19 protein-coding genes and 1 pseudogene are annotated in these 25332 nt (G+C 60.5%); 7 read left to right on the top strand and 13 right to left on the bottom strand.

All coding sequences use genetic code 11. The features are described 5' to 3' along the window. Nucleotides 1-103: 103 nt before the first annotated feature. The 3 genes from dxs to KGA85_RS09210 all read right to left on the bottom strand — a co-directional run bounded on the left by dxs (nucleotide 104) and on the right by KGA85_RS09210 (nucleotide 3220). Nucleotides 104-2002, bottom strand: coding sequence for a 1-deoxy-D-xylulose-5-phosphate synthase (gene dxs / locus KGA85_RS09200; RefSeq protein ID WP_223453633.1), 1899 nt, complete (start codon nucleotides 2000-2002; stop codon nucleotides 104-106). A 91-nt stretch (nucleotides 2003-2093) separates the two neighbouring features. Beyond that, nucleotides 2094-2981, bottom strand: a complete 888-nt coding sequence (ispA, locus tag KGA85_RS09205; protein WP_223453631.1) for a (2E,6E)-farnesyl diphosphate synthase — start codon at nucleotides 2979-2981, stop codon at nucleotides 2094-2096. After that, the gene (locus KGA85_RS09210) at nucleotides 2978-3220 is read right to left on the bottom strand and encodes an exodeoxyribonuclease VII small subunit (protein ID WP_007970180.1); all 243 of its coding nucleotides are present in this window, start codon (nucleotides 3218-3220) and stop codon (nucleotides 2978-2980) included. The genes ispA and KGA85_RS09210 overlap by 4 nt, the downstream gene beginning before the upstream one ends. Before the next feature lie 512 nt (nucleotides 3221-3732). On the opposite strand from KGA85_RS09210, the gene KGA85_RS09215 reads away from it, so the two are divergent. From KGA85_RS09215 to KGA85_RS09240, 6 genes are read left to right on the top strand one after another with little or no spacing between them, the layout of a single operon-like run. Next, nucleotides 3733-4524 carry a YfaP family protein gene (locus tag KGA85_RS09215; protein WP_223453630.1) on the top strand — a complete coding sequence of 264 codons (792 nt, stop codon included), beginning with the start codon at nucleotides 3733-3735 and terminating at the stop codon, nucleotides 4522-4524. Nucleotides 4525-4563: 39 nt separating this feature from the next. Beyond that, nucleotides 4564-6276, top strand: a complete 1713-nt coding sequence (locus KGA85_RS09220) for a DUF2138 domain-containing protein (protein ID WP_223543071.1) — start codon at nucleotides 4564-4566, stop codon at nucleotides 6274-6276. Then, on the top strand, nucleotides 6273-6911 hold the full coding sequence (locus KGA85_RS09225) for a DUF1175 domain-containing protein (protein ID WP_223453628.1): 639 nt from the start codon (nucleotides 6273-6275) through the stop codon (nucleotides 6909-6911). Before KGA85_RS09220 ends, KGA85_RS09225 begins: the two co-directional genes overlap by 4 nt. After that, nucleotides 6908-11467, top strand: a complete 4560-nt coding sequence (locus KGA85_RS09230; RefSeq protein WP_223534527.1) for an alpha-2-macroglobulin family protein — start codon at nucleotides 6908-6910, stop codon at nucleotides 11465-11467. Before KGA85_RS09225 ends, KGA85_RS09230 begins: the two co-directional genes overlap by 4 nt. Further along, nucleotides 11445-13088 carry a DUF2300 domain-containing protein gene (locus KGA85_RS09235; RefSeq protein WP_263287265.1) on the top strand — a complete coding sequence of 548 codons (1644 nt, stop codon included), beginning with the start codon at nucleotides 11445-11447 and terminating at the stop codon, nucleotides 13086-13088. The genes KGA85_RS09230 and KGA85_RS09235 overlap by 23 nt, the downstream gene beginning before the upstream one ends. A gap of 3 nt (nucleotides 13089-13091) precedes the next feature. Then, a complete protein-coding gene (locus KGA85_RS09240; protein WP_223453625.1) occupies nucleotides 13092-13904 on the top strand; it encodes a YfaP family protein in 813 nt (270 codons plus the stop codon). Nucleotides 13905-13972: 68 nt separating this feature from the next. Here KGA85_RS09240 and KGA85_RS09245 read toward each other — a convergent pair whose 3' ends face one another. Further along, nucleotides 13973-14215, bottom strand: coding sequence for a hypothetical protein (locus KGA85_RS09245; protein ID WP_223453623.1), 243 nt, complete (start codon nucleotides 14213-14215; stop codon nucleotides 13973-13975). 237 nt (nucleotides 14216-14452) lie between these two features. Between KGA85_RS09245 and KGA85_RS09250 the strand changes: the two are divergent. Further along, nucleotides 14453-15466, top strand: a pseudogene (locus KGA85_RS09250) (PDDEXK nuclease domain-containing protein). A gap of 300 nt (nucleotides 15467-15766) precedes the next feature. On the opposite strand, the gene KGA85_RS09255 reads toward KGA85_RS09250, so the two are convergent. The 9 genes from KGA85_RS09255 to KGA85_RS09295 form a co-directional block, all read right to left on the bottom strand. Further along, nucleotides 15767-16513: a S24 family peptidase gene (locus tag KGA85_RS09255; RefSeq protein ID WP_223453621.1), complete on the bottom strand. Its 747-nt coding sequence runs from the start codon at nucleotides 16511-16513 to the stop codon at nucleotides 15767-15769. Nucleotides 16514-16742: 229 nt separating this feature from the next. Then, on the bottom strand, nucleotides 16743-17270 hold the full coding sequence (gene ppa / locus KGA85_RS09260) for an inorganic diphosphatase (protein ID WP_007894323.1): 528 nt from the start codon (nucleotides 17268-17270) through the stop codon (nucleotides 16743-16745). Nucleotides 17271-17383: 113 nt separating this feature from the next. Then, entirely contained in the window at nucleotides 17384-18196 is an 813-nt protein-coding gene (locus KGA85_RS09265; RefSeq protein WP_223453619.1) for a zinc-dependent peptidase, read from the bottom strand. A gap of 4 nt (nucleotides 18197-18200) precedes the next feature. Then, the gene (locus KGA85_RS09270) at nucleotides 18201-18857 is read right to left on the bottom strand and encodes a DedA family protein (protein ID WP_223453618.1); all 657 of its coding nucleotides are present in this window, start codon (nucleotides 18855-18857) and stop codon (nucleotides 18201-18203) included. Nucleotides 18858-19126: 269 nt separating this feature from the next. Next, nucleotides 19127-19588, bottom strand: a complete 462-nt coding sequence (locus KGA85_RS09275; RefSeq protein WP_223453617.1) for a GNAT family N-acetyltransferase — start codon at nucleotides 19586-19588, stop codon at nucleotides 19127-19129. Nucleotides 19589-19701: 113 nt separating this feature from the next. Continuing rightward, nucleotides 19702-20526, bottom strand: coding sequence for an ethanolamine ammonia-lyase subunit EutC (gene eutC, locus KGA85_RS09280; protein WP_223543072.1), 825 nt, complete (start codon nucleotides 20524-20526; stop codon nucleotides 19702-19704). Nucleotides 20527-20534: 8 nt separating this feature from the next. Beyond that, nucleotides 20535-21929, bottom strand: a complete 1395-nt coding sequence (locus KGA85_RS09285) for an ethanolamine ammonia-lyase subunit EutB (protein ID WP_223453615.1) — start codon at nucleotides 21927-21929, stop codon at nucleotides 20535-20537. A gap of 107 nt (nucleotides 21930-22036) precedes the next feature. After that, complete coding sequence (eat, locus tag KGA85_RS09290) at nucleotides 22037-23410, bottom strand: ethanolamine permease (RefSeq protein ID WP_008052345.1); 1374 nt, start codon at nucleotides 23408-23410, stop codon at nucleotides 22037-22039. Between the two features lie 273 nt (nucleotides 23411-23683). Further along, nucleotides 23684-25204, bottom strand: coding sequence for an aldehyde dehydrogenase family protein (locus KGA85_RS09295; protein ID WP_223543073.1), 1521 nt, complete (start codon nucleotides 25202-25204; stop codon nucleotides 23684-23686). Between the last annotated feature and the right edge of the window lie 128 nt (nucleotides 25205-25332).

The raw sequence follows: 25332 nt of genomic DNA on the forward strand, positions 1-25332 counted from the left end.
GGCTTGCTCGCGAAGGCGGAGTGTCAGTCAACTTCTCAGTTGAATGATCCGACGCTTTCGCGAGCAAGCCCGCTCCCACAGGGTGTTGCATGTATCCAGGGATTTAGAGGTTGAGCAGTTGCAGGCGCTCGCGGATCGAAGCCTCGATCCCGGCTTCATCCAGGCCGCACTCAGCCAGCATTTGCGCAGGCTTGGCGTGTTCGACGTAAATGTCCGGCAAGCCCAGGTGCAGCACCGACTTGAGGATGTTTTCGCGGGCGAGGAATTCGCTGACCGCGCCACCGGCGCCGCCCATGATCGCGTTTTCTTCGACGGTCACCAGCAGCTCGTGGCTGCCAGCGATTTCGCGAACCAGCGCTTCATCCAGCGGCTTGACGAAACGCATGTCGACCACGGTCGCGTCCAGCGTCTCGGCGACTTTCAGGGCTTCGGCCAATTGCACGCCGAACACCAGCAGGGCGACTTTGCTGCCTTGGCGGCGGACTACACCTTTGCCGATCTCGATTGGCTCGAGGTCTTTCTCGATGGTCGCGTTCGGGCCGTTGCCGCGCGGGTAACGCACCGCCGCCGGGCCTTCATACAGGTGACCGGTGGTGAGCATCTTGCGCAGCTCGTTTTCATCGCTCGGGGTCATCACCAGCATGCCGGGAATGCAGCGCAGGAACGACAAATCGAAGCTGCCGGCGTGGGTCGGACCGTCTTCGCCCACCAGGCCTGCGCGGTCGATGGCGAACAGTACGTCGAGATTCTGCACTGCGACGTCATGCACCAACTGGTCGTAGCCGCGCTGCAGGAAGGTTGAATAGATGGCCACCACGGGTTTGGCGCCTTCGCAGGCCATGCCGGCCGCGAGGGTGACGGCATGCTGCTCGGCAATGGCCACGTCGAAGTAGCGCAGCGGGAAACGTTCGCTGAAAGCGACCAGGTCCGAGCCTTCCTTCATCGCCGGGGTAATCCCGACCAGACGCGGATCGGCAGCCGCCATGTCGCACAACCATTCACCGAACACACCTGAGTATTTCGGCCCACTGGCCTTTTTCGGCGCGGCAGCCGGGGCGTCCAGGGGTTCGAGTTTGGTGATGGCGTGGTAACCGATCGGGTCGACTTCCGCCGGGGCGAAACCTTTGCCTTTCTTGGTGACGACGTGCAGGAACTGCGGGCCTTTCAGATCGCGCATGTTGCGCAGGGTGGCGATCAGGGTCGGCAGGTCGTGGCCATCGATGGGGCCGATGTAGTTCCAGCCCAGCTCTTCGAACAGCGTGCCGGGAACCAGCATGCCCTTGGCATATTCTTCGGTGCGACGGGCGATTTCCCAGGCACCGGGCAGGCGCGACAGCACTTTCTTGCTGCCTTCGCGCATGCTCGCGTAGGTGCGGCTGGAAAGGATCTTCGCCAGGTAGTTCGACAAGCCACCGACGTTGCGCGAGATCGACATGTCGTTGTCGTTGAGGATCACCAGCATGTTGGCGTCCACTTCCGGCGCATGGTTCAGCGCCTCGAACGCCATGCCCGCGGTCAACGCGCCGTCGCCAATCACCGCGATCGCTTTGCGCTCGCTGTTTTGCAGGCGGGCGGCAATCGCCATGCCCAGCGCGGCACTGATCGAGGTGCTGGAGTGGCCGACGCCAAAGGTGTCGTACTCGCTCTCGGAGCGGCGCGGGAACGCAGCGACGCCGTCCTTCTGGCGCAGGGTGCCCATGCGCTCGCGACGACCGGTGAGGATCTTGTGTGGATAAGCCTGATGACCCACGTCCCACACCAACCGGTCGTCCGGGGTGTCGAAGACGTAATGCAGCGCGATGGTCAGCTCGATCACGCCCAGGCCGGCACCGAAATGCCCACCGGTCTGGCCGACCGTGTAGAGCAATTCCAGGCGCAACTCATCGGCCAGGGTTTCCAGCTCGGCTTCGCCTAACCGGCGCAGGCCGTCCGGCGTGTTCGCGCGGTCGAGCAGGGGCGTGGTCGGGCGCTTGCGGGGAATCTCATGAAACGTCGTGGGCATCAGGCGAATCGTTATAGGTATAAAAGATGCGGCAGTTTACCTGATGCATCGGTCCCTGCCCACGCGTTGGTTTTTTTTGGCGGATTCGCCGTCAGCTGCGGCGATCGACGATATACCGGGCCAGATCGCGCAACGGCTCGGCCGCTGCGTCAAACGGTCGCAGGGCGTGCAGGGCCTGGTCGCGCAGTTCCAGGGCATAGGCCTTGGCAGCGTTGAGGCCGAGCAGGGCCGGGTAGGTCGGTTTGTCCCGGGCAATGTCGGCGCCCTGGCGTTTGCCGAGGGTTTCGGTATCGCTTTCGACGTCGAGAATGTCGTCCTGCACCTGGAATGCCAGGCCGATGGCCTGTGCATAAGTCTGCAGGGACTTGAGTTCGTCTTTCTCGGCACGGCCGCTGGCCAGGGCACCGAGTTTGACGCTGACCGCGATCAACGCGCCGGTCTTGTGCCGGTGCATGTACTCCAGGGCTTTCTGATCAAGCTTCAGACCGACCGAGCCGAGGTCGATGGCCTGACCGCCGACCATGCCCGCCGGGCCTGCCGCCAGCGCCAGGGCGCTGACCATTTGCAGGCGGATTTCGGCATCCGATGCGTTCAGGCGTGGATCGACCAGGGCGCTGAAGGCCAGGCTCTGCAAGCCGTCGCCGGCGAGGATCGCGCAGGCTTCATCGAATTTCTTGTGGGTGGTTGGCTGGCCGCGACGCAGGTCGTCATCGTCCATCGCCGGCAAATCGTCATGCACCAGCGAATAGGCGTGGATCAGCTCCACCGCACAGGCTGCGCCGTTGGCTTGCTCGGCCTTGCCGCCCAACGCTTCGCACGCGGCGTAGGCCAACAGTGGACGCACGCGTTTGCCGCCATTCATCACGCTGTAGCGCATGGCCTCGTACAGCCGCGCCAGCTCGGGGCTCGGCGCGGTGAACAGGGTTTCCAGGGCTGCATTGACCCGGGCCTGGCTGCTTGCCGAATACGCTGCAATCATTCTGGCTGATCCGCGTCGAAGGGTTCCTCGGCCAACTCGCCATCACGCTCGAGCAGCACCTGAACCTTTTGCTCGGCCTGGGCCAGCGCCGCCTGGCAATCGCGAGTCAGACCGATGCCTTGCTCGAAAGCGGCCAGCGAGTCCTCCAGCGACAATTCGCCATTCTCCAGACGCTCCACCAGCGTTTGCAGGTCGGCGAGGGACTGTTCGAAATCCAGTGCAGCTTTTTTGCGGGCCATGGCGGCGATTTCCGGTTGACGTTAAACCGGCGCGACACTAGCAGATAGGGGGGGCATGGGCAAATGAGCGGGGTGTTTGACAGGCGAAAAGCGGAGCCCTGTGGCGAGGGAGCTTGCTCCCGCTGGGGCGCAAAGCGACCCTAAATTCATCTGGCAGGTTTTTCAGGAATACTGAGGTCAATTGATTGGGCCTGCTTCGCAGGCCAGCGGGACGGTGCGGCGATCCGACAAGCTCCCTCGCCACAAAGTTAGTGGTCCTAAAGTGTGCTGAGGATTATTCGGCTCACGTTATGAGCCGAATAACATCGCTATTCGGCTCACCGTCCACCCATTACCGTGACTCCCACCGCAATTTCGGAGCCATCCGATTGTTAAAAAACACCCAAATGGCTAACCTTCGAGCCCTATACGACCTGGCAGTTACGGGTCTTTCAGACGAAACGCAGTATCCACATCTGTAACGCGCCCAGGATCAGGCGCAAGGTTTCGTCATGCATGGCAGGAGGCGTCGCATGCGCTCATTTCTTTTGCTGCTGATCGGGTTGGCTATCGTGCCCGTGATTCTGGCTGCGCCGAATGCCGAGCTATCGGAGCCGGTGGGCGGCTGGCGTTACAACGGTTTGCTGGACCGTAGCGAAAACCCGCAAGTCGCCTATCCCACGCCCCCCATCGACCGGGGTGTGCAGCGCAATCGCACGATGATCGAAGGCCAACTGAAGGCCCTGGGCACCCAGCGTGGGCCGCACACCTTGGCGGTCAACGGCAATCCGCTGAATCTCTATACCGACGAGCAAGGGCGTTTTGCCCGGCCCTATGCGTTTGGCGCCGGCTCCAACAGCGTCGAAGTGCGCAGCGCCGAAGGCCAGTCCCTCAAACGTGTTCAATTCTATGAAGCCAACAACCTGCGTACCCCAGCGCGGATTCGCGTGGTGCTGGGTTGGGATGATCCGAAGGCCGAACTCGACCTGCACATCGTCACGCCCGATGGCCAGCATGCCTTCTGGGCGCACCCGGCCTTGACCAACGGCGGCGGCCTCGACCCTGACGGCGTCGATGGCCCGGGTCCGGAAATGTTCACCATGACCGCGCCGCTGCATGGCACCTATCTGGTTTACGTGAACTATTGGGGCAACTTCGGCAGCGGCGGCTATAACTTCGATGAGTCCAGCAACCAGAACGAGGTCATTACCTCGCAGATCAACCTGGTGCTCAACGAAAACACCGTCGATGAAAAACGCGAGACGTTCATCGTGCCCCTGCGCGCAATCGGCGACCTGCTGCTGGTCAAGACTTTCAACTACTAAGCATCCCCGCTCCACGGATGAACATCGGGTTTTGTGAACATGAGTGATAGCACTGTTACTCCGGCCGCTGGCGCACCAGCGACCAAACCTTCCCTGCATTGGCCGACGCTGCTGATCGGGATATGCCTGGTCATTGGCGTGGCCGGTGGGTTGGGGTGGTTCATGCACAAGCCCAAGGCCCCGGCGCCTGTATTGGCCAGTGACAAATTGGGCATGAGCCGCCCGGATGGCCTGCTGGAAACCCATTCCCTGAGCCAGTTGCCCAAGGACCTGCTGGCGGTGCCGTTCCTCAAGGAAACCCTGACCGAAGATTTCGTCTTCTATTACGAAACCCATGCCGACCGCCTGGGGTTGATCGGCAGCTTGCGGCGAATCATCTACGAACATGACCTGAAACTGCAGGACACCTTGATCGAGCAACTGTTCGATCAACCTGCTGACGTAGCGTTGTGGCGCGGGGCGGATGGGCGGCTCAAGGATTTCCTGCTGGTGATGGATCGCGGCGGGCTGGCCAAGGTGCTGGAGCCGCTGGCCAAAGTGGCGCTGGACGACTCGCAGTTGAGCAAGGTCACTGACGTGAAGGTCGGTACCGACGACGTGGCGCTCTATCAACTCAGTTACAACGCGAGTAAGGCGCTGCTGTTCGCGTCCCATGGCGACAAACTGGTGGTGCTGTCCAATCCGGCGAAACTCTACGATCCGCAAAGTGGTGCAACGGAAGAGTCGGGCAGCGTGTCGACCACGGCCATTGCGGCGCTGCTCAATGGCGACAAACTGTTCCCCGAAGCCTTCGGCCTGCCGCCTCGTGCGCCGGAGGTGAAACAACGCCTGTCGGTGAATGCCAGCGTGCTGGCCATGGGTTACCAGCGCTTCATTCCGAACTTCGCCGGCCTGCGTTTCGACATGGACGACAAGGGCTGGCACAGTTTTCTGGCGATGGATGAACTGGAGAATCAGCCGGACTTCGAATTCAAACCGATCTGGCAAGCCATGCCCATGGGGGCCAGCGCTTGCGTGGCGTTGCCGCTGGCTGCCGAACAACAGAAACCACTGCTGGTGAAACTCGGTGCCGAGGAGAAGGTGGCCCAGGCATTGACCGAACACATGGCCGGTGCGGCGGGCCTGTGCTGGTATGCCGATTCGCGGTTGTATACGCCCTTGCTGGTGGCCAGCCTCAACGATGACGACAGCGGCAAACTCGATGGGGATTTGGGTAGCCTGTTCGGCTCGATGGTCGGCGCCTACGAGAGCAATGTCGAAGACGGTGCCTTCCCGGTGGTGGAAAAACAGGAAGGCCAGAGCCACCAGTGGCAACGTCAGGTCAGCTCCAGTTTCGGTCCCTATGCGGCCAAGGAAGCCGAAGTCCCCGACGCCATCACCGGCAAGGCGTTCATGAAAGTCAGCCTGGCGCGGCATGGTTCGACGCTGCTGTTTTCCCTCGACGACAAGCTGGTGGACAAGGCCCTCGGCACCCTCGACAAACGCTTCCCGCCGATGGCCGACGTGGTACCGAAAGACCTGTTGATGCCGGTCTATTTCGGCCCGGATTCGATGGCGCAACTGATGCAGCAGGAAACCCTCGACAGCCTGCCCCAGGACATGGAGCCGGTGTTCTACAACGCCGCGCAAACCTACCTGATCCCGAAACTGCGCAAGCTCGGCGGCTACGGCAAATACGCCCTGACCTTGCCCGAAGGCAGCGAGCCAGACGGCCACTGGCAGTGGCTGCCGCTGGAGTGGAAAGCCCTGTGACGACATTGATCCGAAGTCTCGGCCTGCTGGCGTTGTTGCTGAGCGCGGGTGCCCGCGCTGTCGAGGCACCGTCGCTCGACCCACAGCAATCCCAGGTGTTTCGTGCCTGGTTCGTGCGCATCGCCCAAGAGCAACTGAGCCAGGGCCCGAGCCCCCGTTGGTATCAGCAAGACTGCGCCGGGCTGGTGCGCTTCGCCGCTAACGAAGCGTTGAAGGTCCATGACGACAAATGGCTGCGCAGCAATGGACTGTCCAATCGCTACCTGCCGCCGGAACTGCAACTGAGCGACGCCCAGCGCGGTCTTGCCCAGCAATGGCAGCAGGGCGGCGGCAAGATCGGGCCATACGTCAATGCGATCAAATTGATCCAGTTCAACAGCCATCTGGTCAGCCGCGATGTGTCTCAAGCACGCCCTGGCGACCTGATGTTTTTCGATCAGGGCGACGACCAGCACCTGATGATCTGGATGGGCCGCTACATCGCCTATCACACCGGCACCAGTACCCCCACCGACAACGGCATGCGTTCGGCAAGCCTGCAGCAACTCATGACATGGAAGGACACCCGATGGATACCCGACGCAGCCAACCCCAACTTCATCGGCGTCTATCGACTGAATTTTCTTTCCCAATGACCGGTGCCCGCATGCTGCGTTTTCTGTCTCTGATGTTGGTATTGGTGCTGCCGTTCTCGGCGGTTGACGCCGAAGACTCGGTCCCGTCCAGCGGCTATGCGCCGGTCGCCGGCGAGAGTTTTTTCCTGCTGGCCGACAGCAGTTTTGCCAGCGATGAACCGGCGATGGTGCGCCTCGAAGCGCCGGGCCGCGACTATCGCCGGTTTCGCATGGAGCCCTACGGCGGTGCCGATATTCGGGTGTATCGCATCGACAAACCGCTGGATTTCCTCAAGCGCCAGAAGAACCTGCATCGGGTGGTCAGCGATGGCCAGTTCAAGGGTGAAGGCCTGTCCAATACCCTCGCTTACCTGTGGGACAACTGGTATCGCAAATCCCGTCGGGTGATGCAGCGGGCGTTTTCCTACGAGTCGCGTAAACAAGTCACCGAGGAAGTGCCGGAACTGAAGATGGGCAACGCGATGGCCGCACCAACGCCCTACGATGCGCAGCCGCAATTCGCGCTGATACCGGGTTTGCCGGTGGTCAGCCAGTTCCGTTATCCGTTGTGGCAGGCCAAGCCGATCCAGCCACCTGCAGGGGTGAACCTGGCCGGGTCTTCCAGCGAATTCGTCAGCGTCGCGCCGGGCAACGTGTACATCCCGTTGGGCAATCTCAAACCGGGTCTTTATCTGGTGGAGGCGCTGATCGGCAAGTACCGCGCGACTACCATGGTGTTCGTCTCCAACACCGTGGCGGTGAGCAAGATCGCCGGTGACGAATTGCTGGTGTGGGCCGCGCGCAAACACGAAGGCAGTTCGGTGCCGAAGGTCAATGTGTTGTGGACCGATGGCCTCGGCGTCATGAGCAGTGGCGCCACCGATACCGACGGCTTGCTGCGCCTGAAACACGTCAGCCCCGAGCGCTCGTTCGTGATCGGTGAGGACGAAGAGGGCGGGGTGTTCGTCTCCGAGAATTTCTACTACGACAGCGAAATCTACGACACCAAGCTCTATGCCTTCACCGACCGGCCGCTGTATCGGCCGGGGGATTGGGTGTCGCTGAAAATCGTCGGGCGTGAATTCAAGAACGCGCGGGACTCGGTGCAGCCAAGCGCGGCTGACGTCAATGTGACCGTGCTGGATGCGACCGGCACGGCGCTGCAATCCCTCGATCTGAAGCTCGATTCCAAGGCAGGCACTCAAGGCCGATTCCAGTTGCCCGATAACGCCGTGGCCGGTGGATATGAACTGCGTTTCAACTACAAGGATCAGGCCTACAGCAGCGCCTTTCGCGTCGCTGAATACATCAAGCCGCACTTCGAGATTTCGCTCAATCTGGCCAAGCAGGATTACCGTACTGGCGAGCCGGTCAAGGGCAACCTGGTGCTGCTGTACCCGGACGGCAAGCCGGTGGCCAATGCGAAATTGAGCCTGAGCCTGCGCGCCCAACAGCTGTCGATGGTCGACAACGAACTGCAATACCTCGGGCAATTTCCGGTGGAGCTGACCAGCACCGAATTGACCACCGATGCCAAGGGCAACGCGTCCCTCGACTTGCCGGCTGCGGACAAGCCAAGTCGCTACATGCTCACGGTGTTTGCCAGCGACGGCGCGGCGTATCGGGTCAAGACCACCAAGGAAATCCTCATCGACCGTGGCGCGGCGAATTTCCGCTTGAGCGCGCCCTGGCGCTTCAGCGCGGTGGGTGACAAGGTTGCGTTCAGCTACGCCCGCGAAGGCGAGCAGGCCGATGCCGTTACGCCGGGCAGCTATGGCTGGGTGCGACTGGAAGACCAGAGCACCGGCGAAGGCAAACTCGCGGCAACCGACAAGGCGTTCACCCTGGCCTTTGACCGGCCGGGGACCTACAACCTGACACTCAAGGATGATCATGGCCGGGTGGTTGGCGCCACCGGCCATTCGGTAACCGGCGAAGGCGTCAAAGCCGTACCCGGCACCGTGGAGATCGTCCTCGACAAGCCCGAGTACATCGCAGGCGATGAAGCGCTGGCACTGATCACTTTCCCCGAGCCAGTGAGCGATGCGCTGCTATCTCTGGAGCGGGACAAAGTCGAAGCCACTGCGTTGCTTTCCAAGGGCGGCGACTGGCTGAAGATGGAAAAACTCAGCGATACCCAATACCGCGCGCGCATCCCGGTGAAAGACGGTTTCGCGCCGAACCTGACCTTCTCGGTGCTGTACACCAAGGGCGGCCAGTACAGTTTCCAAAACGCCGGCATCAAGGTGGTCACGCCACAGATCGACGTGGCCATCGCCACCGACAAAGAAACCTATCAGCCGGGCGAAACCGTCTCGGTGGACCTGACCACCCAGTTCGCCGGCAAAGCGATTCCTGCGCACCTGACGGTCAGCGTGGTTGATGAAATGGTCTACGCCCTGCAACCGGAAGTGGCGCCGAGCATCGACCAGTTCTTCTATCACCCACGCCGCAACAACGTACGCACCAGTGCCAGTTTGTCGTTCATCAGCTATGACGTCGCCTTGCCGGGCAGCCCCGGTGCACCGGGCAAAGCCAATCGCAGTGAGCGCGGCGTGAAGGTGCTGGAGCGACCGCGTCGCGAGGACGTCGACACGGCGGCGTGGCAACCTGAATTGCTGACCGATGCCAACGGCAAAACCCGCTTCACCTTCAAGATGCCTGACTCCCTGACCCGCTGGCGCATCACCGCCAGGGCCATCGCCGATGGCGGGCAGGTCGGGCAGAAGAAGCAATTCGTGCGCTCGGAAAAACCGCTGTACCTGAAGTGGAGCGGCCCGACTCGATTCCGCGCCGGCGACAAACCGGACCTCGGTGTGTTCGCCTTCAGCCAGGCCGAGAAACCGGTCAAGGCCGAACTGGTGACCCATTTCGCCGGCAACGAACAGCGTGTGCCTGTGACCCTGAACAGCGGCATCAACTACATCCCGTTGCCGAACTTTGAACTGGCCAATGGCGAGTGGAGCGCCGAGCTGGTGCAGGATGGCAAAACCGCTGATGCTCTGGCGGTGCGCCTGAGCGCGACCGGTGAAGGCTGGCAGGTGACTCAAACCCAGAGCCTTGATGTGGGTGAGGGCGATACGCCGCTGACATTACCGACTGACGCCAGTGATATCCGCCTGCATCTGGACGACAGTCCGCAAGCGTTGTTCCGTTCTGCACTCGACGATCTGTTGAGCTACCCCTACGGTGGCGTCGAGCAGACCGCCAGCCGCCTGCTGCCATTGAGCATCGCCTACCCGACGCTGGCGGCGAATCCGCAGACCCGTGATCGCCTGCGCCTGATCATGCAAAACAGTCGCTTGCGCCTGGTACAAATGGCCGGCCCTTCGGCGTGTTTCACCTGGTGGGGCATGGACGGCGAGCCGGATGCCTTCCTCACCGCCTACGCCTATTACGCCGACTGGCATGCCAGCCAGGTGCTGGAACTGAGCCTGCCGCCGGAGCATTGGCAGCGGGTGCTGGAGGTCTACGCCAAGCAGGCGAAGAGCACGCCGCTGTTGCAGCGGGCGCTGATCCTGTCGTTCGCCAAACAGATGCAGTTGCCGGTCAACACCTTGCTCAGTGGCTTGATTGACGACCTGGCGAAAGCGGGCGAGGGCACTGCCGCGAACCTGATGGAGGACGGCGAAGACAGCCTCGTCATGAGCGATCCGGATTCCGCATTGGGGCTGGCGGCCGCACGAGTGCTGACGGCATCGCTGGCCAGGCAAGCGAAGGTCGCTTTGCCGGATGCGTTCAATCGGCAACTGGCCGACGCGCAGCAACGTCTGGCGGTCAGTTCCCAGCCGTTTGCCGAAGCGCTGAACCTGTCGCTGCAACCCTTCGATCAGGCTCACGGCCAGGCCTTGTTGCAACGTTTGCTGCCACAGCAATCGACCCTGGAACGGGCGTTGGCATTGACCTGGCTGCAACGCAGCATCGAGCAGGCATCGCCCACCATTGCATTGGCGCCGGGTGAAGGCTGGAAGAAACAGTACGGGGTTTCTGGTGAGATGTATTGGACGTGGCAGGGGGCTGCGCCAGTGCCGACGGTATTGACGCTGACCGGGGTACAAGAGCGTCCGCTGCGCGCTGCATTGAGCTACCGCAGCCAGCAGCCGGCGGTCGATCCGATGGCCGTGACCATCACCCGTCGCCTGTCGCGACTGGTGCCGGGGGATGAGGCCTTCACCTTCAAACTTGAAGCGATCGGCAACGCGCCGCTGTCCAGCGACAACCTCTATCTCGACGAAGTGATCGTCACCAGCAAAGCCGCCAAACCGTTGCGTTACGGGATGCTGGAAGTGCCGCTACCACCGGGCGCCGATGTCGAGCGCACCACCTGGGGCATCAAGCTCATGGGCAAGGCTGGCACCGAACCGACATCGCTGGAGAAGGCGCGATTCGAACCGGGGCAAATGGCTTACGCCGTTCCGGTCGATGCCTTGAGTGGCGAGTTGCGTCTGCGGCATTTGGTGCGTTTCTCGCAGAAGGGGCAGTTCAACTTGCCGCCGGTGCGTTTCACTCAGATTTATGCGCCGCAACATCAGGCGCTTGAACAAAAGGCAACCCTTGGCCAAGTCACGGTTCACTGACGTGCACAGGCTGCTGATAGGTTGGTTGCTGTGTTTGATCCCTGTGCTGGCAACGGCGCAGGACGAACCTCTGCGCCTGGCCTTCAAGGGAGACTTGTTGTCGCTGAGCCGAACGCAGGTGATCACCCGCGAGCCGTTGCCGCAGACCTTGCAGACGCCGCTGGGCAGTGTGTGGAAGTTGTTCGTCTACGCCTGGCTGGTGGACACCGGCGCGCGTGAGCCGGCTTATGAATGCCGCGGCCAGTCGAAAGAAGAGGTTTATTGCTGCACGGCGGGTGGCAGGATCGAGCGTGATCAGGCGTTGGTGAAATCGTGCGGTCTGTATTTCGAATCCGCGCGGTTGGGCATCGGCGATGCCGACTGGCGAGCCTATTGGCAGACGCGGCAGGCGCCGCAATGGTTGCTGGATTTGCCTTCGTTGCAACCGGCTACCCGGGTTTCGGTGGCGGAACTGTTGAAGGTGTTGGCCGTGCTGCCGGCGCAGGATCAAGCCCGGCGTGTGTTGCTCAATGTGGTGCTCAATGCCGCTGATGGCCAAGTCGTCGGCGAGCTCGGAAGCCGCCTGCGAGTGAAAACCTGGAGCTGGCTGGCGGATCAGGATGCAACATCGCGTCAGGGCGGGTTTGCCGGTTGGACGGCGGATGGCACACCGGTCTGGGCTGGAGGACGGGGCACCAGTCAGCGGGTACTACGTGATTACGCACCGGCACTGTCTACGGTGATTCCTGTTGCATGGCCTGCGGATGCAGGGCAGTGCGTAGAAGTCGACCTGTTCTCCCGCTATCCACTTCGGCGCGTGCTGTCGGGGGGCAGTGTGGTGACTTCCGGGGCATTGCAGGGTGACTACCGCGTTGAATTCGCCAAGGGTAATGCGCTGGATATTCACAGCGACGGCGAACTGTTTCTGCTGAACGATAAGCTCGTGGCTCGTCTGGATCGCGAAGAGTACGTCGCCCGAGTTCTCCAGCGTGAAGCCAGTGCCGAACCGGTCGAGGCCGCCAAAGCCCTGGCCGTGGCCATTCGTACGTACCTGCTGCAAAACGCCACGCGCAGCGGAGACTGCCTGAGCATCGACGACAGCAGCAGCCGTCAGCGGGTCGCACCGCGTCCGGCGTCATCCGAGTCTCGCGACATCGCCGCCTGGACCAGCGACCTGGTGCTGGCCGGCAGCACCGTCACCTACCATTCCGATCAACCCGGCCCGGACAAGCTGTCCTGGCAGCAAGCTGTCGAACAGGCCCGTGCCGGCCAGCGATACGACGCCATCCTGCTGCACGCCTACCCACGCGCCAGCCTCAGCCGCTGGGACAACCCGGTCGCGTCCTGCGAAGCGTTGCCCGCCGCGCAAGCATGGCTGCAGAAACAACGGCGCGGCTGGCGCCAAAAACTTGAAAGCGAAACCGGCTACAACGAGGTCAGCACCTTCGCCGTGTGCCGCCTGGCCTTCGGTCGCCCCTATGTCGACCGCGGACGTCAGCGCATCTACGTACGCGGTGCGCAGACGCTGCAAGAACGCCTCGACCTGACCCACGAATACCTGCACCTGGCCTTCGAAGCACACCCCAATGGCCAGGATGAAACCTACATCGAAGGGCTCGCCCGCCACCTCTTGCTGGAATAGTCCATGAAACTCCGTTATCCACAGGTCTTGCTGTTGCTCTGTTCGCTGGTGGCGTTGCCATCGGTGATGGCGGCTGACAGCGTCAAACTCAATACCCCCGCAGGCGGCTGGCGCACCGGAGCGCCTGAGGGCGAAGGGGAAAACTTCGGGCAGACCGTCAACTACCCGGCCTCGTCGGTGAATACCCCGGCAGGGCAGGCCAATACCGCGCGCATCAGCGGGCAGATCAAAGTCACGCCCAAATCCACAGAGCCCGGCCGGCTGATCGTCAACGGGGTGAGCATGCCACTGAAAATCGACCCGGCCGGCCGCTTCGATCGCCCGTTCTCATTCCCCAACGGCAGCAACAGCGTCGAGGTTCGCAGCCCTGATGGCCAACAACGTCAGCGCACGCAATTTCTCAACAGCGGCGGCGGTGCGACCCCGGCCAAGTTGCGCGTATTGCTGTCCTGGGACAGCGACAACACCGACCTCGACCTGCACCTGATCACCCCCGACGGCGCCCACATCTGGTACGGCGACCGCGTCGCCCCCAACGGCGCAGCGCTCGACGTCGACGTCACCACCGGCTACGGCCCGGAAATCTTCGCCATGCCCGCGCCGATCAAAGGGCAATATCTGGTCTATGTGAACTACTTTGGCGGCGGCTACAGCAGTGATGAAGAGGGGCAGGAAGACGCGGTGCAAGCGCTGACCACGGCGCAGGTGACGGTAATTACCGAGGAAGGCACGCCGAGTGAGAAGATGGAGACCTTCCTGGTGCCGATGCGTGCGGTGGGGGAGTTGACGTTGGTGAAGTCGTTCAGCTATCCGTGAGGTTGAGGTACAACTTGCGCAGCGTTTGCACACGATTGCGACCGTGATCCTTGGCGCTATATAGGGTTTCATCCGCCTGTGAAAGCAGGCTCGAAAGGTCGTAGCCCGACTCGCGGTTGAAAACGAGCGGGACAATATCGACCCCGCCAACTGATCAGCACCACACCCAGCGCCGCCAGCAGCATCATTGCACCCAGATATGCCAGAGGAAGCTCGCCGGTATCACGCCACCAGGCATGACAGGTCAACAAACCCATCAGAATGAAAACGAAGACCGAGACTACCAGCAGGGTCGGGATGTGCAGATCCATTGCGTAGGTTCCCGTTGAGCTTGAAAGCGAAGTCTGACCGGCAGAGCTTCTTCCGGGGTAAGGGGGCGGTTTTTGGACGGGGTGGATTTGGCATCGACCATTTTGGCTTTGCACGTGTTCTCTGGGCGGGATGGAGGCCTATTAGCGTTGTTTCATGCAGACATACATTGTGAATGTTCTTGCGTCGGTATCAGGAGTAATTGAGAGGGCCTCCAACCGACATGGAAATGCCCTGACGTGAATGATCTTCGTAGCGATACCTCTCTCGAATCAGCTTTCAACGAAATCACCCAACTGATTGTGACCGCGCGACAACGCGCCATGCAGGCGGTCAACACCGAACTGATTGAGCTGCACTGGCAGGTTGGGGCCTACATCAGTCGCAAAATTGAAGCGGCGGAGTGGGGTGATGGGGTGGTGGCGCAGCTGGCTCAGCACCTGGCCTATACGCAGCCTGGATTGCGGGGGTTCACCCGTGCGAATCTTTTTCGCATGCGTAAGTTTTACGAGGCTTATAGGCATGACGCAAAAGTCGCAGCACTGCTGCGACAATTGCCCTAGACCCAGAATCTGATCATCCTCAACCAGAGCAAACGCCCGGAGGAGCGTGAGTTTTACCTGCGCTTGGCAATCCAGGAGAAGTGGTCGAGCCGCGAACTGGAGCGGCAGTTCAAGGCAGCTCTGTTTGAACGTTCAGTGGTCAGCCCGGCAAAAGTGTCAGCACCGCTGCGACAAATTCATCCCCAGGCCCTGGATGTGTTCAAGGATGCCTACGTGGTCGAGTTTCTGGCTCTGGAACGTGGTCATGCCGAGACAGACTTGCATGGAGGCCTGTTGCACAAACTCAGGGACTTTCTGATCGAACTGGGCAGGGACTTCTGCTTTGTGGGTTCGCAATATCCGTTGCAGGTAGGTGGGCGGGACTTTGCGCTGGATCTGTTGTTTTTCCACCGCGGGCTGAACTGCCTGGTGGCGATCGAACTCAAGGTCGGACGCTTTGAGCCGGAATACCTGGGGAAGATGGATTTTTATCTTGAAGCGTTGGACCGCAATGTCCGCAAGCCACACGAAAACCCGGCGCTTGGCGTATTGCTGTGCGCGAGCAAAGAGGACGAAATCGTCGAGTACGCCCTGAACCGCTCACTGTCGCCTGCCTTGATCGCGGAGTACCACACTCAATTGCCAGACAAGAAACTGTTGCAAGCCAAGTTGCAGGAGTTTTATGCGCTGAATACGGAAGGGGTTGGGTGATTCGCGAATCACTTTCTTTCAGGCATTAAAAAGCCGGCTTGTGGCCGGCTTCTCGGGGACTGGCTTGGATCATTTTTGGTAAACCGCGCCAGCCTTCAAAACGTACACCCGGATCTTGCGTCCGGCTGTGGGACCTGGTGAGAAAGTCATCTGCCAGGTCAGTGCATCTGAGCCGCAAGGCGGGTCGATGCGCAAATGTGGGGCGCAGCATACGCAGGTTTGACGCAAATTCCCAGCGGGAAGTGCCGGGCAGAGCCGTTCGGCCACCCGGATGGGTGGCCGATGGGCGTTCTGGAGCGCTTAAAGAAACGGCACCGCCGGCCTCCGTTTGTTCAGGGTCGACCACCAGAACACCCAACCCAGCACCCTGATGTTCTGCTCTTCGATTTGTGCGGCCCTGAAGATTTCATCCGGGTACTCGGCGCGGTTGTGGCTGCGCAGTCGCAGGGAGTTGCCCGGCAGTCGGTGCAGGTACTTGATGCGCAGCATGCCGTCATGTTCGATGGCGTAGATCTCGCCATCGATTATCTGGGTCAGGCCACGGTCAATCGCCAGGGTCGAACCGTCTTCAATTTTCTCTCCCATACTGTTACCGCTCATGAAGACACAGATGGCGTCGGCGTGGTTGATTTCCAGGGAGTCAAGGTGGCTGCGGGGCAGGCGGATGGATTGCTCAGGGTCTTCTATGACGTGGGTCTCGTTGGAGCCCGGGGCGATGACAGCTTCTTTGTACAAAGGCAGTTCGACGTCGACAGGCTCGATGACCGTGTAGACACCGCGGATGGTCTGGGCATCGAAGGTGTTGCCGGATTCGTCGAGCAGGCGCAGGTGCTGGGCGTCTTTCGAGCCTTCGCCGGTTTTCAGCCAGTCGCTGCTGACGGAGAGTTTTCTGGCGACTTCTTCCATGCAATGGGCGGGCACACCGCGGGTGTACCAGTTATGTACATTTTGCGGAGCCGTATCCAGGAATTCGGCAAATCCGGTGGTCGTGATGTTCGCTGCTTCGAGGAGCGCTTTGAAGCGTGGGCCGCTAGTGTTCTTTTTCATGAACGCGAGTCTACTGCCGGCTGGTAAGGGTTTGAATAAACGCCTCGTTCAAATTTCGCGGGAAATTTACGACTGGATGTAAGACGCTATTGAGGAATTTTAAACAAGTAAAAACCAAGATAGAACGGTGTTAAACGTCATGTTTGGCGTGCTTATCAAGCACCCACAAAAAACCCCGGATCAACCGGGGTTTTTCTTGCAGCTTGTCGCTTGAAGTTCGCGGCTGCTCTTAACCTTTATAGGCAGCAACCGACTTGGTGATCGCGTCGCGGGCGGCGTCTGCGCCGGCCCAGCCTTCGATCTTCACCCATTTGCCTTTTTCGAGATCTTTGTAGTTCGCGAAGAAGTGCTCGATCTGCTGGATCAGCAGCGCTGGCAGGTCGGTGTATTCCTTCACGTCGACGTACAGCTGGGACAGCTTGTCGTGTGGGACTGCGATGACTTTGGCATCGCCGCCGCCGTCGTCGGTCATGTTCAGGATGCCGACCGGACGGGCGCGGATTACCGAACCTGGAGCAACCGGGTAAGGGGTTACGACCAGCACGTCGAGGGGATCACCGTCGTCAGCCAGGGTGTTCGGGATGTAACCGTAGTTGGCCGGGTAGAACATTGGGGTGGCCATGAAACGGTCAACGAACAGGCAATCGCTGTCTTTGTCGATTTCGTATTTGATCGGCGCGTGGTTGGCCGGAATCTCGATCGCGACGTAGATGTCGTTCGGCAGGTCTTTGCCAGCCGGAATCTTGCTGTAGCTCATTGGGCGTTGCCCCCGTTAGTTGACCAAAAACACTTGGCCGGATTGACCAAAAAGTGGCGGCGATTATAGGCATATTCCTGTATCGACGCCATGGACCAGAAGTCGTATGGCGCTCACTGGTGTGCCTGATAGACAGGATCATGCGCCTGAAGTTGCTTCAACCTCGTCAGCGGGTCCTGGCGATAGAACAGCTTCAACTGTTGGTACACCTGCGGATAAGCCTCGTGCAGCAAATCCGGGGCGCTGAAGAAGTATTCGCTGGTGACGGCGAAGAACTCGGCAGGGTTCTCGGCGGCATACGGGTCGATGGCAGTTTCGGCATCGGGATTGCGTTCCAGTTGCCGGTCAAGGTCGTCATAGGCCTCCTGCATGACGTTGGCCCAGTCGCTGACGCGCATGTCGGCATGCAGCGGCGGCAGGCCGTTGGCGACGCCGTTGAGCATGTCGAGTTTGTGCGCCAGTTCGTGGATCACCAGGTTGTAGCCTTCCCATCCTCCGCTGGCCATAACGCCGGGCCAGGCGAGGATGATCGGGCCTTGCTGCCAGGCTTCACCGCTGTGTTCACCGTCCCATTCGTGCTCGACGCCGCTGGCATCGCGATGGCGCTGGGGGCTGAGGAAGTCGTCGGGGTAGAGAATGATTTCGTGGAAGCCCTGATACCAGTTCAGGTCGCCGAGGTGTAGCAGCGGCAGTTGCGCCTGGGCTGCGAGCAGCAAGCGTTGTTCCTGATGCAGTTCGACACCGGGCAGGGCCGTCAGGTGCTTGTCTTCGAGAAACAGCACACAGGCTTCGCGCAGCCATTGGTCTTCGGCGGCGCTGAGGCCATCGAGAAAACTCAGGTGATGGCGCACCCGTTGCCACATGTCATCGGCAATCGGGTGCTTTGCCAGGGTGCGCCGGCGACGCCAGGCGCTCAGGGACCACATCGTGTCAGCGCGATTCGGCTTTGGAGTTCGAACCTGCAAGGCGGTTACGCACCATGCCAATGATCATTGGCACCAACGACAACAGGATGATGCCGACTACCAGCAGAGACAGGTTCTTCTTGATGAACGGCACGTTGCCGAAGAAGTAACCGAGCGTCACCAGCCCGCCGACCCACAGGACAGTGCCAAAGACGCTGAAGGCGAAGAACCGCGGATAAGGCATTTTCCCAACACCGGCGACGAACGGTGCAAAGGTGCGGATGATCGGCAGGAAGCGCGCCAGGGTCACGGTTTTGCCGCCATGCTTGTCGTAGAAGTCGTGGGTTTGTTGCAGGTAGTCACGACGGAAGATCTTCGAGTTCGGATTGCTGAACAGTTTTTCACCCGCCGTTCGTCCGATGATGTAGTTGGTGCTGTCGCCCAGAATCGCCGCGAGCATCAGCAGACCGCCGAGCAGTACCGGGTCCATGCCGCCACCGGCCGCCACGGCGCCAGCGATGAACAGCAGGGAGTCGCCCGGCAGGAAGGGCATGACCACCAGGCCGGTTTCACAGAAGATCACCATGAACAGAATGGCGTAGATCCATGCCCCGTAGTTGGTTACAAGCATGTCGAGGTAGACGTCGAGATGCAGGACGATGTCGATCGGGTTGAAATCCATGAAAAGCACCTGTGGTAATGGCCCGACTCAGCAGGCCTGTGCGGATGACTTCGCGTAAGACTACGGATAACGGTAGTTTTTCTTACAAGCCGGGAATATCGGGATTATACGAGGCGAGTGGTGAAAATCGCGTCGAGATTGTAGCGGGGAATGTCATGACAGGGTTGATGTTTGATAACGAACAGGTGGGAGCGAGCCTGCTCGCGATGCCGTCGCCTCGTTGGACCAGTGTTATCCAGTCGATGCCATCGCGAGCAGGTGCCGGTGATTCAGAGTTCGTCGCTGATCGGCAGCACATAGTTCTTGAATTCGGTGTCTTCCTTGAATCCGATGGATTCGTAGGTTTTCTGCGCGACTTCGTTGTTGCTGCTGGTGGAAACACGCATGCGCACGGCATTGGTTTCCTTGGCCATTTTTTTTGCGGTGCGGATCAGGTTGTCGGCCACCAACTGGCGGCGGGCGTCCTCGGCGACATAAATATCGTTGAGGATCCACACACGTTTGAGCGAAAGCGAGGAGAAACTCGGGTAAAGCTGGCAGAAACCCATCAGTTTGTTGCTGTCGTCATCGGACAGCGCCAGGTAGATCACCGACTCCTTGCGACGCAGGCGTTTTTCGAGGAACGCCCGGGACGAGTCCGGATACGGCAGGGAACCATAAAACTCGCGATATTTGACGAACAACGGGGTCAGCTGGTCCAGGTGTTCGAGGGTCGCTTGAATAATCCGCATGGTAGGTCTCGTCTTCAAGTGGCTGTCTTACGTCTCTGACGGCGATGGGAAACCCTTGGCGGCCGCGCAACGATCCTGCCTGAAACTGGTACGAATGTGCAATGCGGAGCGGTTCAGGTATTCGGTGGGCCGAGCAGGAAATTATCTTTCATGTCGCCTCCCGAGTCCGACTCCAGTGTCTGAACCTGCGCTTCGTCCTTCAGATTGACCCCTGACAACTGCCGCCGGCAGGCTTCACGCATCAAATACAGCAAACGGTGTGCCGCCATGCCGTAACTCAGCCCTTCAAGCCGGACATTGGAGATGCAATTACGGTAGGCATCGGTAAGGCCGACCTTGGGATTGTAGGTGAAATATAAACCCAGGCTGTCCGGAGAGCTGAGACCAGGGCGTTCGCCGATGAGGATCACGGTCATTTTTGCGCCAAGCAACTCACCGATCTCATCGGCGACGGCCACCCGGCCCTGTTCCACGAGTATGACTGGCGCAATAGTCCAGCTGTCGCCGGCCATTTGCTCTTCCAAGCGCGCCAGAAACGGCAGGGTATGGCGATGAACGGCCAGTGCCGACAGGCCATCGGCGACCACGATCACCAGATCCACGCCACCCGGATGGGCCGTCGCGTAATCACGCAGGGTCTGCGCTGATGCATCACCGAGTTTTCGCCCCAAGTCGGGGCGTTGCAGGTAGGTGTTGCGATCCGTCGCCGCACTGTGCAGCAAAAGACACTCGCGATCACGTTCGGCCAATTGCGCGCTGAGGGAGGCATGGTCAAACGGCAAGTGCACTGCATCCCGCGCCTGAGCGTGGGCGTACTGGAAGTCCAGTTGTGCGCGGGTGGGAATGCTGGTGCCGGTGCGGCCCAGAGCGATTCGCGCGGGTGTCAGGCGTCGTAGTTCCAGCCAAGGGTTGTGTGGATCGAAGAGTAGTTTGTCCATGTCAATGCTCATCCCAGTTGCGCCAAGGCCTGCCGGAAGGCCGACGGCAGGCTGTCGCCGAAGAGAACCCTGCCATCGGCTTGAGTGAAGATGCCCATTTTCGCCAGCCACTGCTCGAATTCCGGTGCGGGCTTCAACCCCAGGGTCTGCCGGGCGTAGAGCGCATCGTGGAACGAGGTGGTCTGGTAGTTGAGCATGATGTCGTCGGAGCCGGGGATGCCCATGATGAAGTTGATCCCGGCCACGCCCAGCAGGGTCAGCAGGGTGTCCATGTCATCCTGGTCGGCTTCAGCGTGGTTGGTGTAGCAGATGTCGCAGCCCATGGGCACGCCCAAAAGCTTGCCGCAGAAGTGGTCTTCGAGGCCGGCGCGGATGATCTGTTTGCCGTTGTACAGGTATTCCGGGCCGATGAAGCCGACAACGGTGTTGACCAGGAACGGGTTGAAATGCCGCGCCACGGCGTAGGCGCGGGTTTCGCAGGTTTGTTGATCGACGCCATGGTGGGCGTTGGCCGACAGGGCGCTGCCCTGGCCGGTTTCGAAGTACATCAGGTTCTGGCCCAGCGTGCCGCGATTGAGGCTTAATCCTGCGTCGTAACCTTCCCGTAATATGTTGAGGTTGATGCCGAAACTGGCGTTGGCTGCTTCAGTGCCGGCAATAGACTGGAACACCAGATCCAGCGGGACGCCGCGATTGACCGCTTCAATCGAGGTGGTGACGTGGGTCAGCACGCAAGCCTGGGTCGGGATTTCGTAGCGCTGGATGATCGCGTCGAGCATCTCCAGCATGGCGCAGATCGAGGCGATGCTGTCGGTGGCCGGGTTGATGCCGATCATGGCATCGCCGTTACCGTGCAGCAGGCCGTCGAGAATGCTCGCGGCGATGCCGGCCGGTTCGTCGGTGGGGTGATTCGGTTGCAGGCGCGTGGACAGTCGGCCGCGCAGACCCAGGGTGCCGCGAAACTGTGTGACCACGCGGATTTTTTGCGCCACCAGCACCAGATCTTGCACGCGCATGATCTTCGACACGGCGGCGGCCATTTCCGGAGTCAGGCCGGGGGCGAGGGCGCGCAGGACCGGCTCGTCGGCGGCATCGCTGAGCAGCCAGTCGCGAAAGCCGCCGACGGTGAGGTGGCTGACGACCGCGAAGGCTTGTTTGTCGTGGGTGTCGATGATCAGTCGGGTGACTTCATCGGACTCATAGGGAATCAACACTTCCTGCAGGAAGTGGGATAGCGGGATGTCGGCCAAAGTCATCTGGGCCGCGACGCGCTCGCCGTCATTGAGGGCCGCGACGCCGGCCAGAAAATCCCCGGAACGCGCCGGACTGGCCTTGGCCATCACATCCTTGAGGCTGTCGAAGCGATAGGTCTGGGCGCCGACGGAATGGGCATATACGGCCATGGGGCGGGGCCTCCTGATCAATTCAAAAATTCGATCCGCTTTTCTGTGGGGAATTGCATGCACTTCAATAATGCAGGCGCCAGGCTCGGGGCCCGGCGCCGGTGCATTCATATACCTTCGAGCATAGCGTCTGCCGGTGCCTCGGAACGTTGCTTGGCGGTCAACTGGAAGTACAGGTAACCGGCAACCATGAAGCCGAGGAAAACCAGGCCGATCAGGGTGTTGAACCAGGCCATCGCCACCAGGCACACCACCGCCAGGAACAACGCGATCCCCGGCACGATCGGATAGCCCGGCGCGCGGAAGGTGCGCTCCAGGTTCGGTTCGGTCTTACGCAGCTTGAACAGGCTCAGCATACTGATGATGTACATCACGATGGCGCCGAATACCGACATGGTGATCATCGCCGCCGTCAGGGTCATGCCTTGCAGGTTGACCAGGCCGTCGCTGTAGATCGCCGCGATGCCGATCACGCCACCGGCCAGAATCGCCCGGTGCGGAGTCTGGAAGCGCGAGAGTTTGGCCAGGCCTTTGGGCAAGTAACCGGCGCGAGCCAGGGCGAAGAACTGCCGGGAATAGCCAAGAATGATCCCGTGGAAACTCGCCACCAAGCCGAACAGGCCGATCCATACCAGCATGTGCATCCAGGTCGAATTATTGCCGACCACGGCTTTCATCGCCTGGGGCAGCGGGTCGTTGATGTTCGACAGTTGACGCCAGTCGCCGACGCCGCCGGCCATCACCATCACGCCGATGGCCAGGAACACCAGGGTCAGAATGCCGCTGACGTAGGCCTTGGGGATCGTGCGTTTCGGGTCCTTGGCTTCTTCGGCAGCCATGGCCGCGCCTTCGATGGCGAGAAAGAACCAGATCGCGAAGGGAATGGCGGCGAAAATACCGGGAATCGAGCCCATCGTGAACTCGTTCGAACCCGACCAGCCATTGAGTACGAAGTTACTGAAGCTGAAGCCCGGGGCGACCACGCCCATGAACACCAGCAATTCGGCGACCGCCAGCACAGTGACCACCAACTCGAAGGTGGCCGCGATGCTGACGCCGAGGATGTTCAGGCCCATGAACACGAAATAGGCGCCAACAGCAGCGATTTTCGGGTCAAGTTCCGGGTATTGCACGTTGAGGTAGGCGCCGATGGCCATGGCGATGGCCGGTGGTGCAAAGACGAATTCGATCAGGGTGGCGATGCCGGCGATCAACCCGCCTTTCTCACCGAAGGCCCGGCGGCTGTAGGCAAACGGCCCGCCAGCGTGGGGAATCGCCGTCGTCAGTTCGGTGAAACTGAAGATGAAGCAGGTGTACATCGTCGCCACCATCAGCGCGGTGACGAGAAAACCCAGTGTGCCTGCGGTGCCCCAGCCGTAACTCCAGCCGAAGTACTCGCCGGAAATCACCAGGCCGACGGCAATGCCCCATAAATGCAGGGTGCCGAGTGTAGGTTTGAGCTGTGTGGAAGAAGTAGTCATAAGTCCTCTCTAATTTTTATTGTTCAATCTTTTGGACTTTCGGGTACGACGGGTTGGGTGCAGTTCCTGAATAACGGGTACGCAAGGCCCGTGCCAGAGCGGCCAGGCCTAGGGGGTTGTTTCATTAAGGACGCCTTCGCGAGCAAGCCCACTCCCACATTGGACTTGTGTTGGTTACCTGATGCGGGTTTACACAAATCCCCTGTGGGAGCGGGCTTGCTCGCGAAAGCGGTAGAAAAGGCGACACAGAAGCACCTGTGTCGCCCCCGGTTTTTAGAAGAAGCCCAGCGGATTGATGTCGTAGCTCACCAGCAGGTTTTTGGTCTGCTGATAGTGGTCGAGCATCATCTTGTGGGTTTCACGGCCGACGCCGGACTTCTTGTAACCACCGAACGCGGCGTGCGCCGGGTACAGGTGGTAGCAGTTGGTCCACACCCGGCCGGCCTTGATGGCACGGCCCATGCGGTAGGCGCGGTTGATATCGCGGGTCCAGAGGCCGGCACCCAGGCCGAACTCGGTGTCGTTGGCGATGGCCAGGGCTTCAGCTTCGTCCTTGAAGGTGGTGATGCTCACCACCGGGCCAAAGATTTCTTCCTGGAACACGCGCATTTTGTTGGTGCCCTTGAGCAGGGTCGGCTGGATGTAATACCCGCTTGCCAGGCTACCTTCGAGTTTTTCCACCTTGCCGCCAGTCAGCAGCTCGGCGCCTTCGCCCTTGGCGATTTCCAGGTACGAAAGGATTTTGTCGAATTGCTGCTCGGACGCCTGGGCGCCGACCATGGTGTCGGTATCCAGCGGGTCGCCACGCTTGATTTGCAGGACCTTCTTCATCACCACTTGCATGAATTCGTCGTAGATCGACTCTTGCACCAGGGCGCGGGATGGGCAGGTGCAGACTTCGCCCTGGTTGAAGAACGCCAGCACCAGGCCTTCGGCGGCTTTTTCAATGAAGGACGGTTCGGCCTTCATGATGTCTTCGAAGAAAATGTTCGGCGATTTGCCGCCCAGTTCAACGGTGGACGGAATGATGTTTTCGGCCGCGCATTTCATGATGTGCGAGCCGACCGGGGTCGAGCCGGTGAAGGCAATCTTGGCGATGCGTTTGCTGGTGGCCAGCGCTTCGCCAGCTTCTTTGCCGAAGCCTTGCACAATGTTCAGCACGCCCGGTGGCAGCAGGTCGCCGATCAGTTCGACCAGCACGGTAATGCCCAGCGGGGTTTGCTCGGCAGGCTTGAGCACCACGCAGTTACCGGCGGCGAGGGCTGGGGCGAGTTTCCAGGCGGCCATCAGGATCGGGAAGTTCCACGGAATGATCTGCCCGACCACGCCCAGCGGTTCATGGATGTGATAGGCCACGGTGTTGCTGTCGATTTCGGCAGCGCTGCCTTCCTGGGCACGGATGCAACCGGCGAAGTAGCGGAAGTGGTCGGCGGCCAGCGGGATGTCGGCGTTAAGCGTTTCGCGCACGGCTTTGCCGTTGTCCCAGGATTCGGTGATTGCCAGCAGTTCGAGGTTCTGTTCGATGCGGTCGGCGATTTTCAGCAGCACCAGCGAACGCGCCTGGGCGGACGTGGCGCCCCAGGCATCGGCAGCGGCGTGGGCAGCGTCCAGGGCCTTGTCGATGTCTTCGGCCGTGGAACGGGGGAATTCGGCAATCGGTTGGCCATTCACTGGCGAGGTATTGGTGAAGTACTGACCTTTGACAGGCGCGACGAACTCGCCGCCGATGTAGTTACCGTATTTGGCTTTGAACGAAACGATAGCGCCTTCAGTACCGGGGTGAGCGTAACGCATGGTGGTCTCTCCTTGCTTTTGTGCTTATAGGGAGTCGCGCATGTGCGCTTGCTTTAAGCGTAGAGCAAGGGCCGGGCCAGTGCCTTGCATGTCAGGTAAATCAAGGCCTTGCGAGGTTTTTGTCGGAC

It is taken from the genome of Pseudomonas sp. GL-B-12, from assembly GCF_019955895.1.
In the GTDB taxonomy this organism is placed as follows: domain Bacteria; phylum Pseudomonadota; class Gammaproteobacteria; order Pseudomonadales; family Pseudomonadaceae; genus Aquipseudomonas.

Bases quoted from the DNA above. Each gene is read 5' to 3' on its own strand.
- ispA (WP_223453631.1), bottom strand. From the start codon at position 2,981: ATGATTGCAGCGTATTCGGCAAGCAGCCAGGCCCGGGTCAATGCAGCC.
- eat (WP_008052345.1), bottom strand. From the start codon at position 23,410: ATGACTACTTCTTCCACACAGCTCAAACCTACACTCGGCACCCTGCAT.
- KGA85_RS09265 (WP_223453619.1), bottom strand. From the start codon at position 18,196: ATGTGGTCCCTGAGCGCCTGGCGTCGCCGGCGCACCCTGGCAAAGCAC.
- KGA85_RS09285 (WP_223453615.1), bottom strand. From the start codon at position 21,929: ATGGCCGTATATGCCCATTCCGTCGGCGCCCAGACCTATCGCTTCGAC.
- KGA85_RS09270 (WP_223453618.1), bottom strand. From the start codon at position 18,857: ATGGATTTCAACCCGATCGACATCGTCCTGCATCTCGACGTCTACCTC.
- KGA85_RS09295 (WP_223543073.1), bottom strand. From the start codon at position 25,204: ATGCGTTACGCTCACCCCGGTACTGAAGGCGCTATCGTTTCGTTCAAA.
- ppa (WP_007894323.1), bottom strand. From the start codon at position 17,270: ATGAGCTACAGCAAGATTCCGGCTGGCAAAGACCTGCCGAACGACATC.
- dxs (WP_223453633.1), bottom strand. From the start codon at position 2,002: ATGCCCACGACGTTTCATGAGATTCCCCGCAAGCGCCCGACCACGCCC.
- KGA85_RS09255 (WP_223453621.1), bottom strand. From the start codon at position 16,513: ATGAAAAAGAACACTAGCGGCCCACGCTTCAAAGCGCTCCTCGAAGCA.
- eutC (WP_223543072.1), bottom strand. From the start codon at position 20,526: ATGGACAAACTACTCTTCGATCCACACAACCCTTGGCTGGAACTACGA.
- KGA85_RS09215 (WP_223453630.1), top strand. From the start codon at position 3,733: ATGCGCTCATTTCTTTTGCTGCTGATCGGGTTGGCTATCGTGCCCGTG.
- KGA85_RS09220 (WP_223543071.1), top strand. From the start codon at position 4,564: ATGAGTGATAGCACTGTTACTCCGGCCGCTGGCGCACCAGCGACCAAA.
- KGA85_RS09240 (WP_223453625.1), top strand. From the start codon at position 13,092: ATGAAACTCCGTTATCCACAGGTCTTGCTGTTGCTCTGTTCGCTGGTG.
- KGA85_RS09230 (WP_223534527.1), top strand. From the start codon at position 6,908: ATGACCGGTGCCCGCATGCTGCGTTTTCTGTCTCTGATGTTGGTATTG.
- KGA85_RS09275 (WP_223453617.1), bottom strand. From the start codon at position 19,588: ATGCGGATTATTCAAGCGACCCTCGAACACCTGGACCAGCTGACCCCG.
- KGA85_RS09245 (WP_223453623.1), bottom strand. From the start codon at position 14,215: ATGGATCTGCACATCCCGACCCTGCTGGTAGTCTCGGTCTTCGTTTTC.
- KGA85_RS09210 (WP_007970180.1), bottom strand. From the start codon at position 3,220: ATGGCCCGCAAAAAAGCTGCACTGGATTTCGAACAGTCCCTCGCCGAC.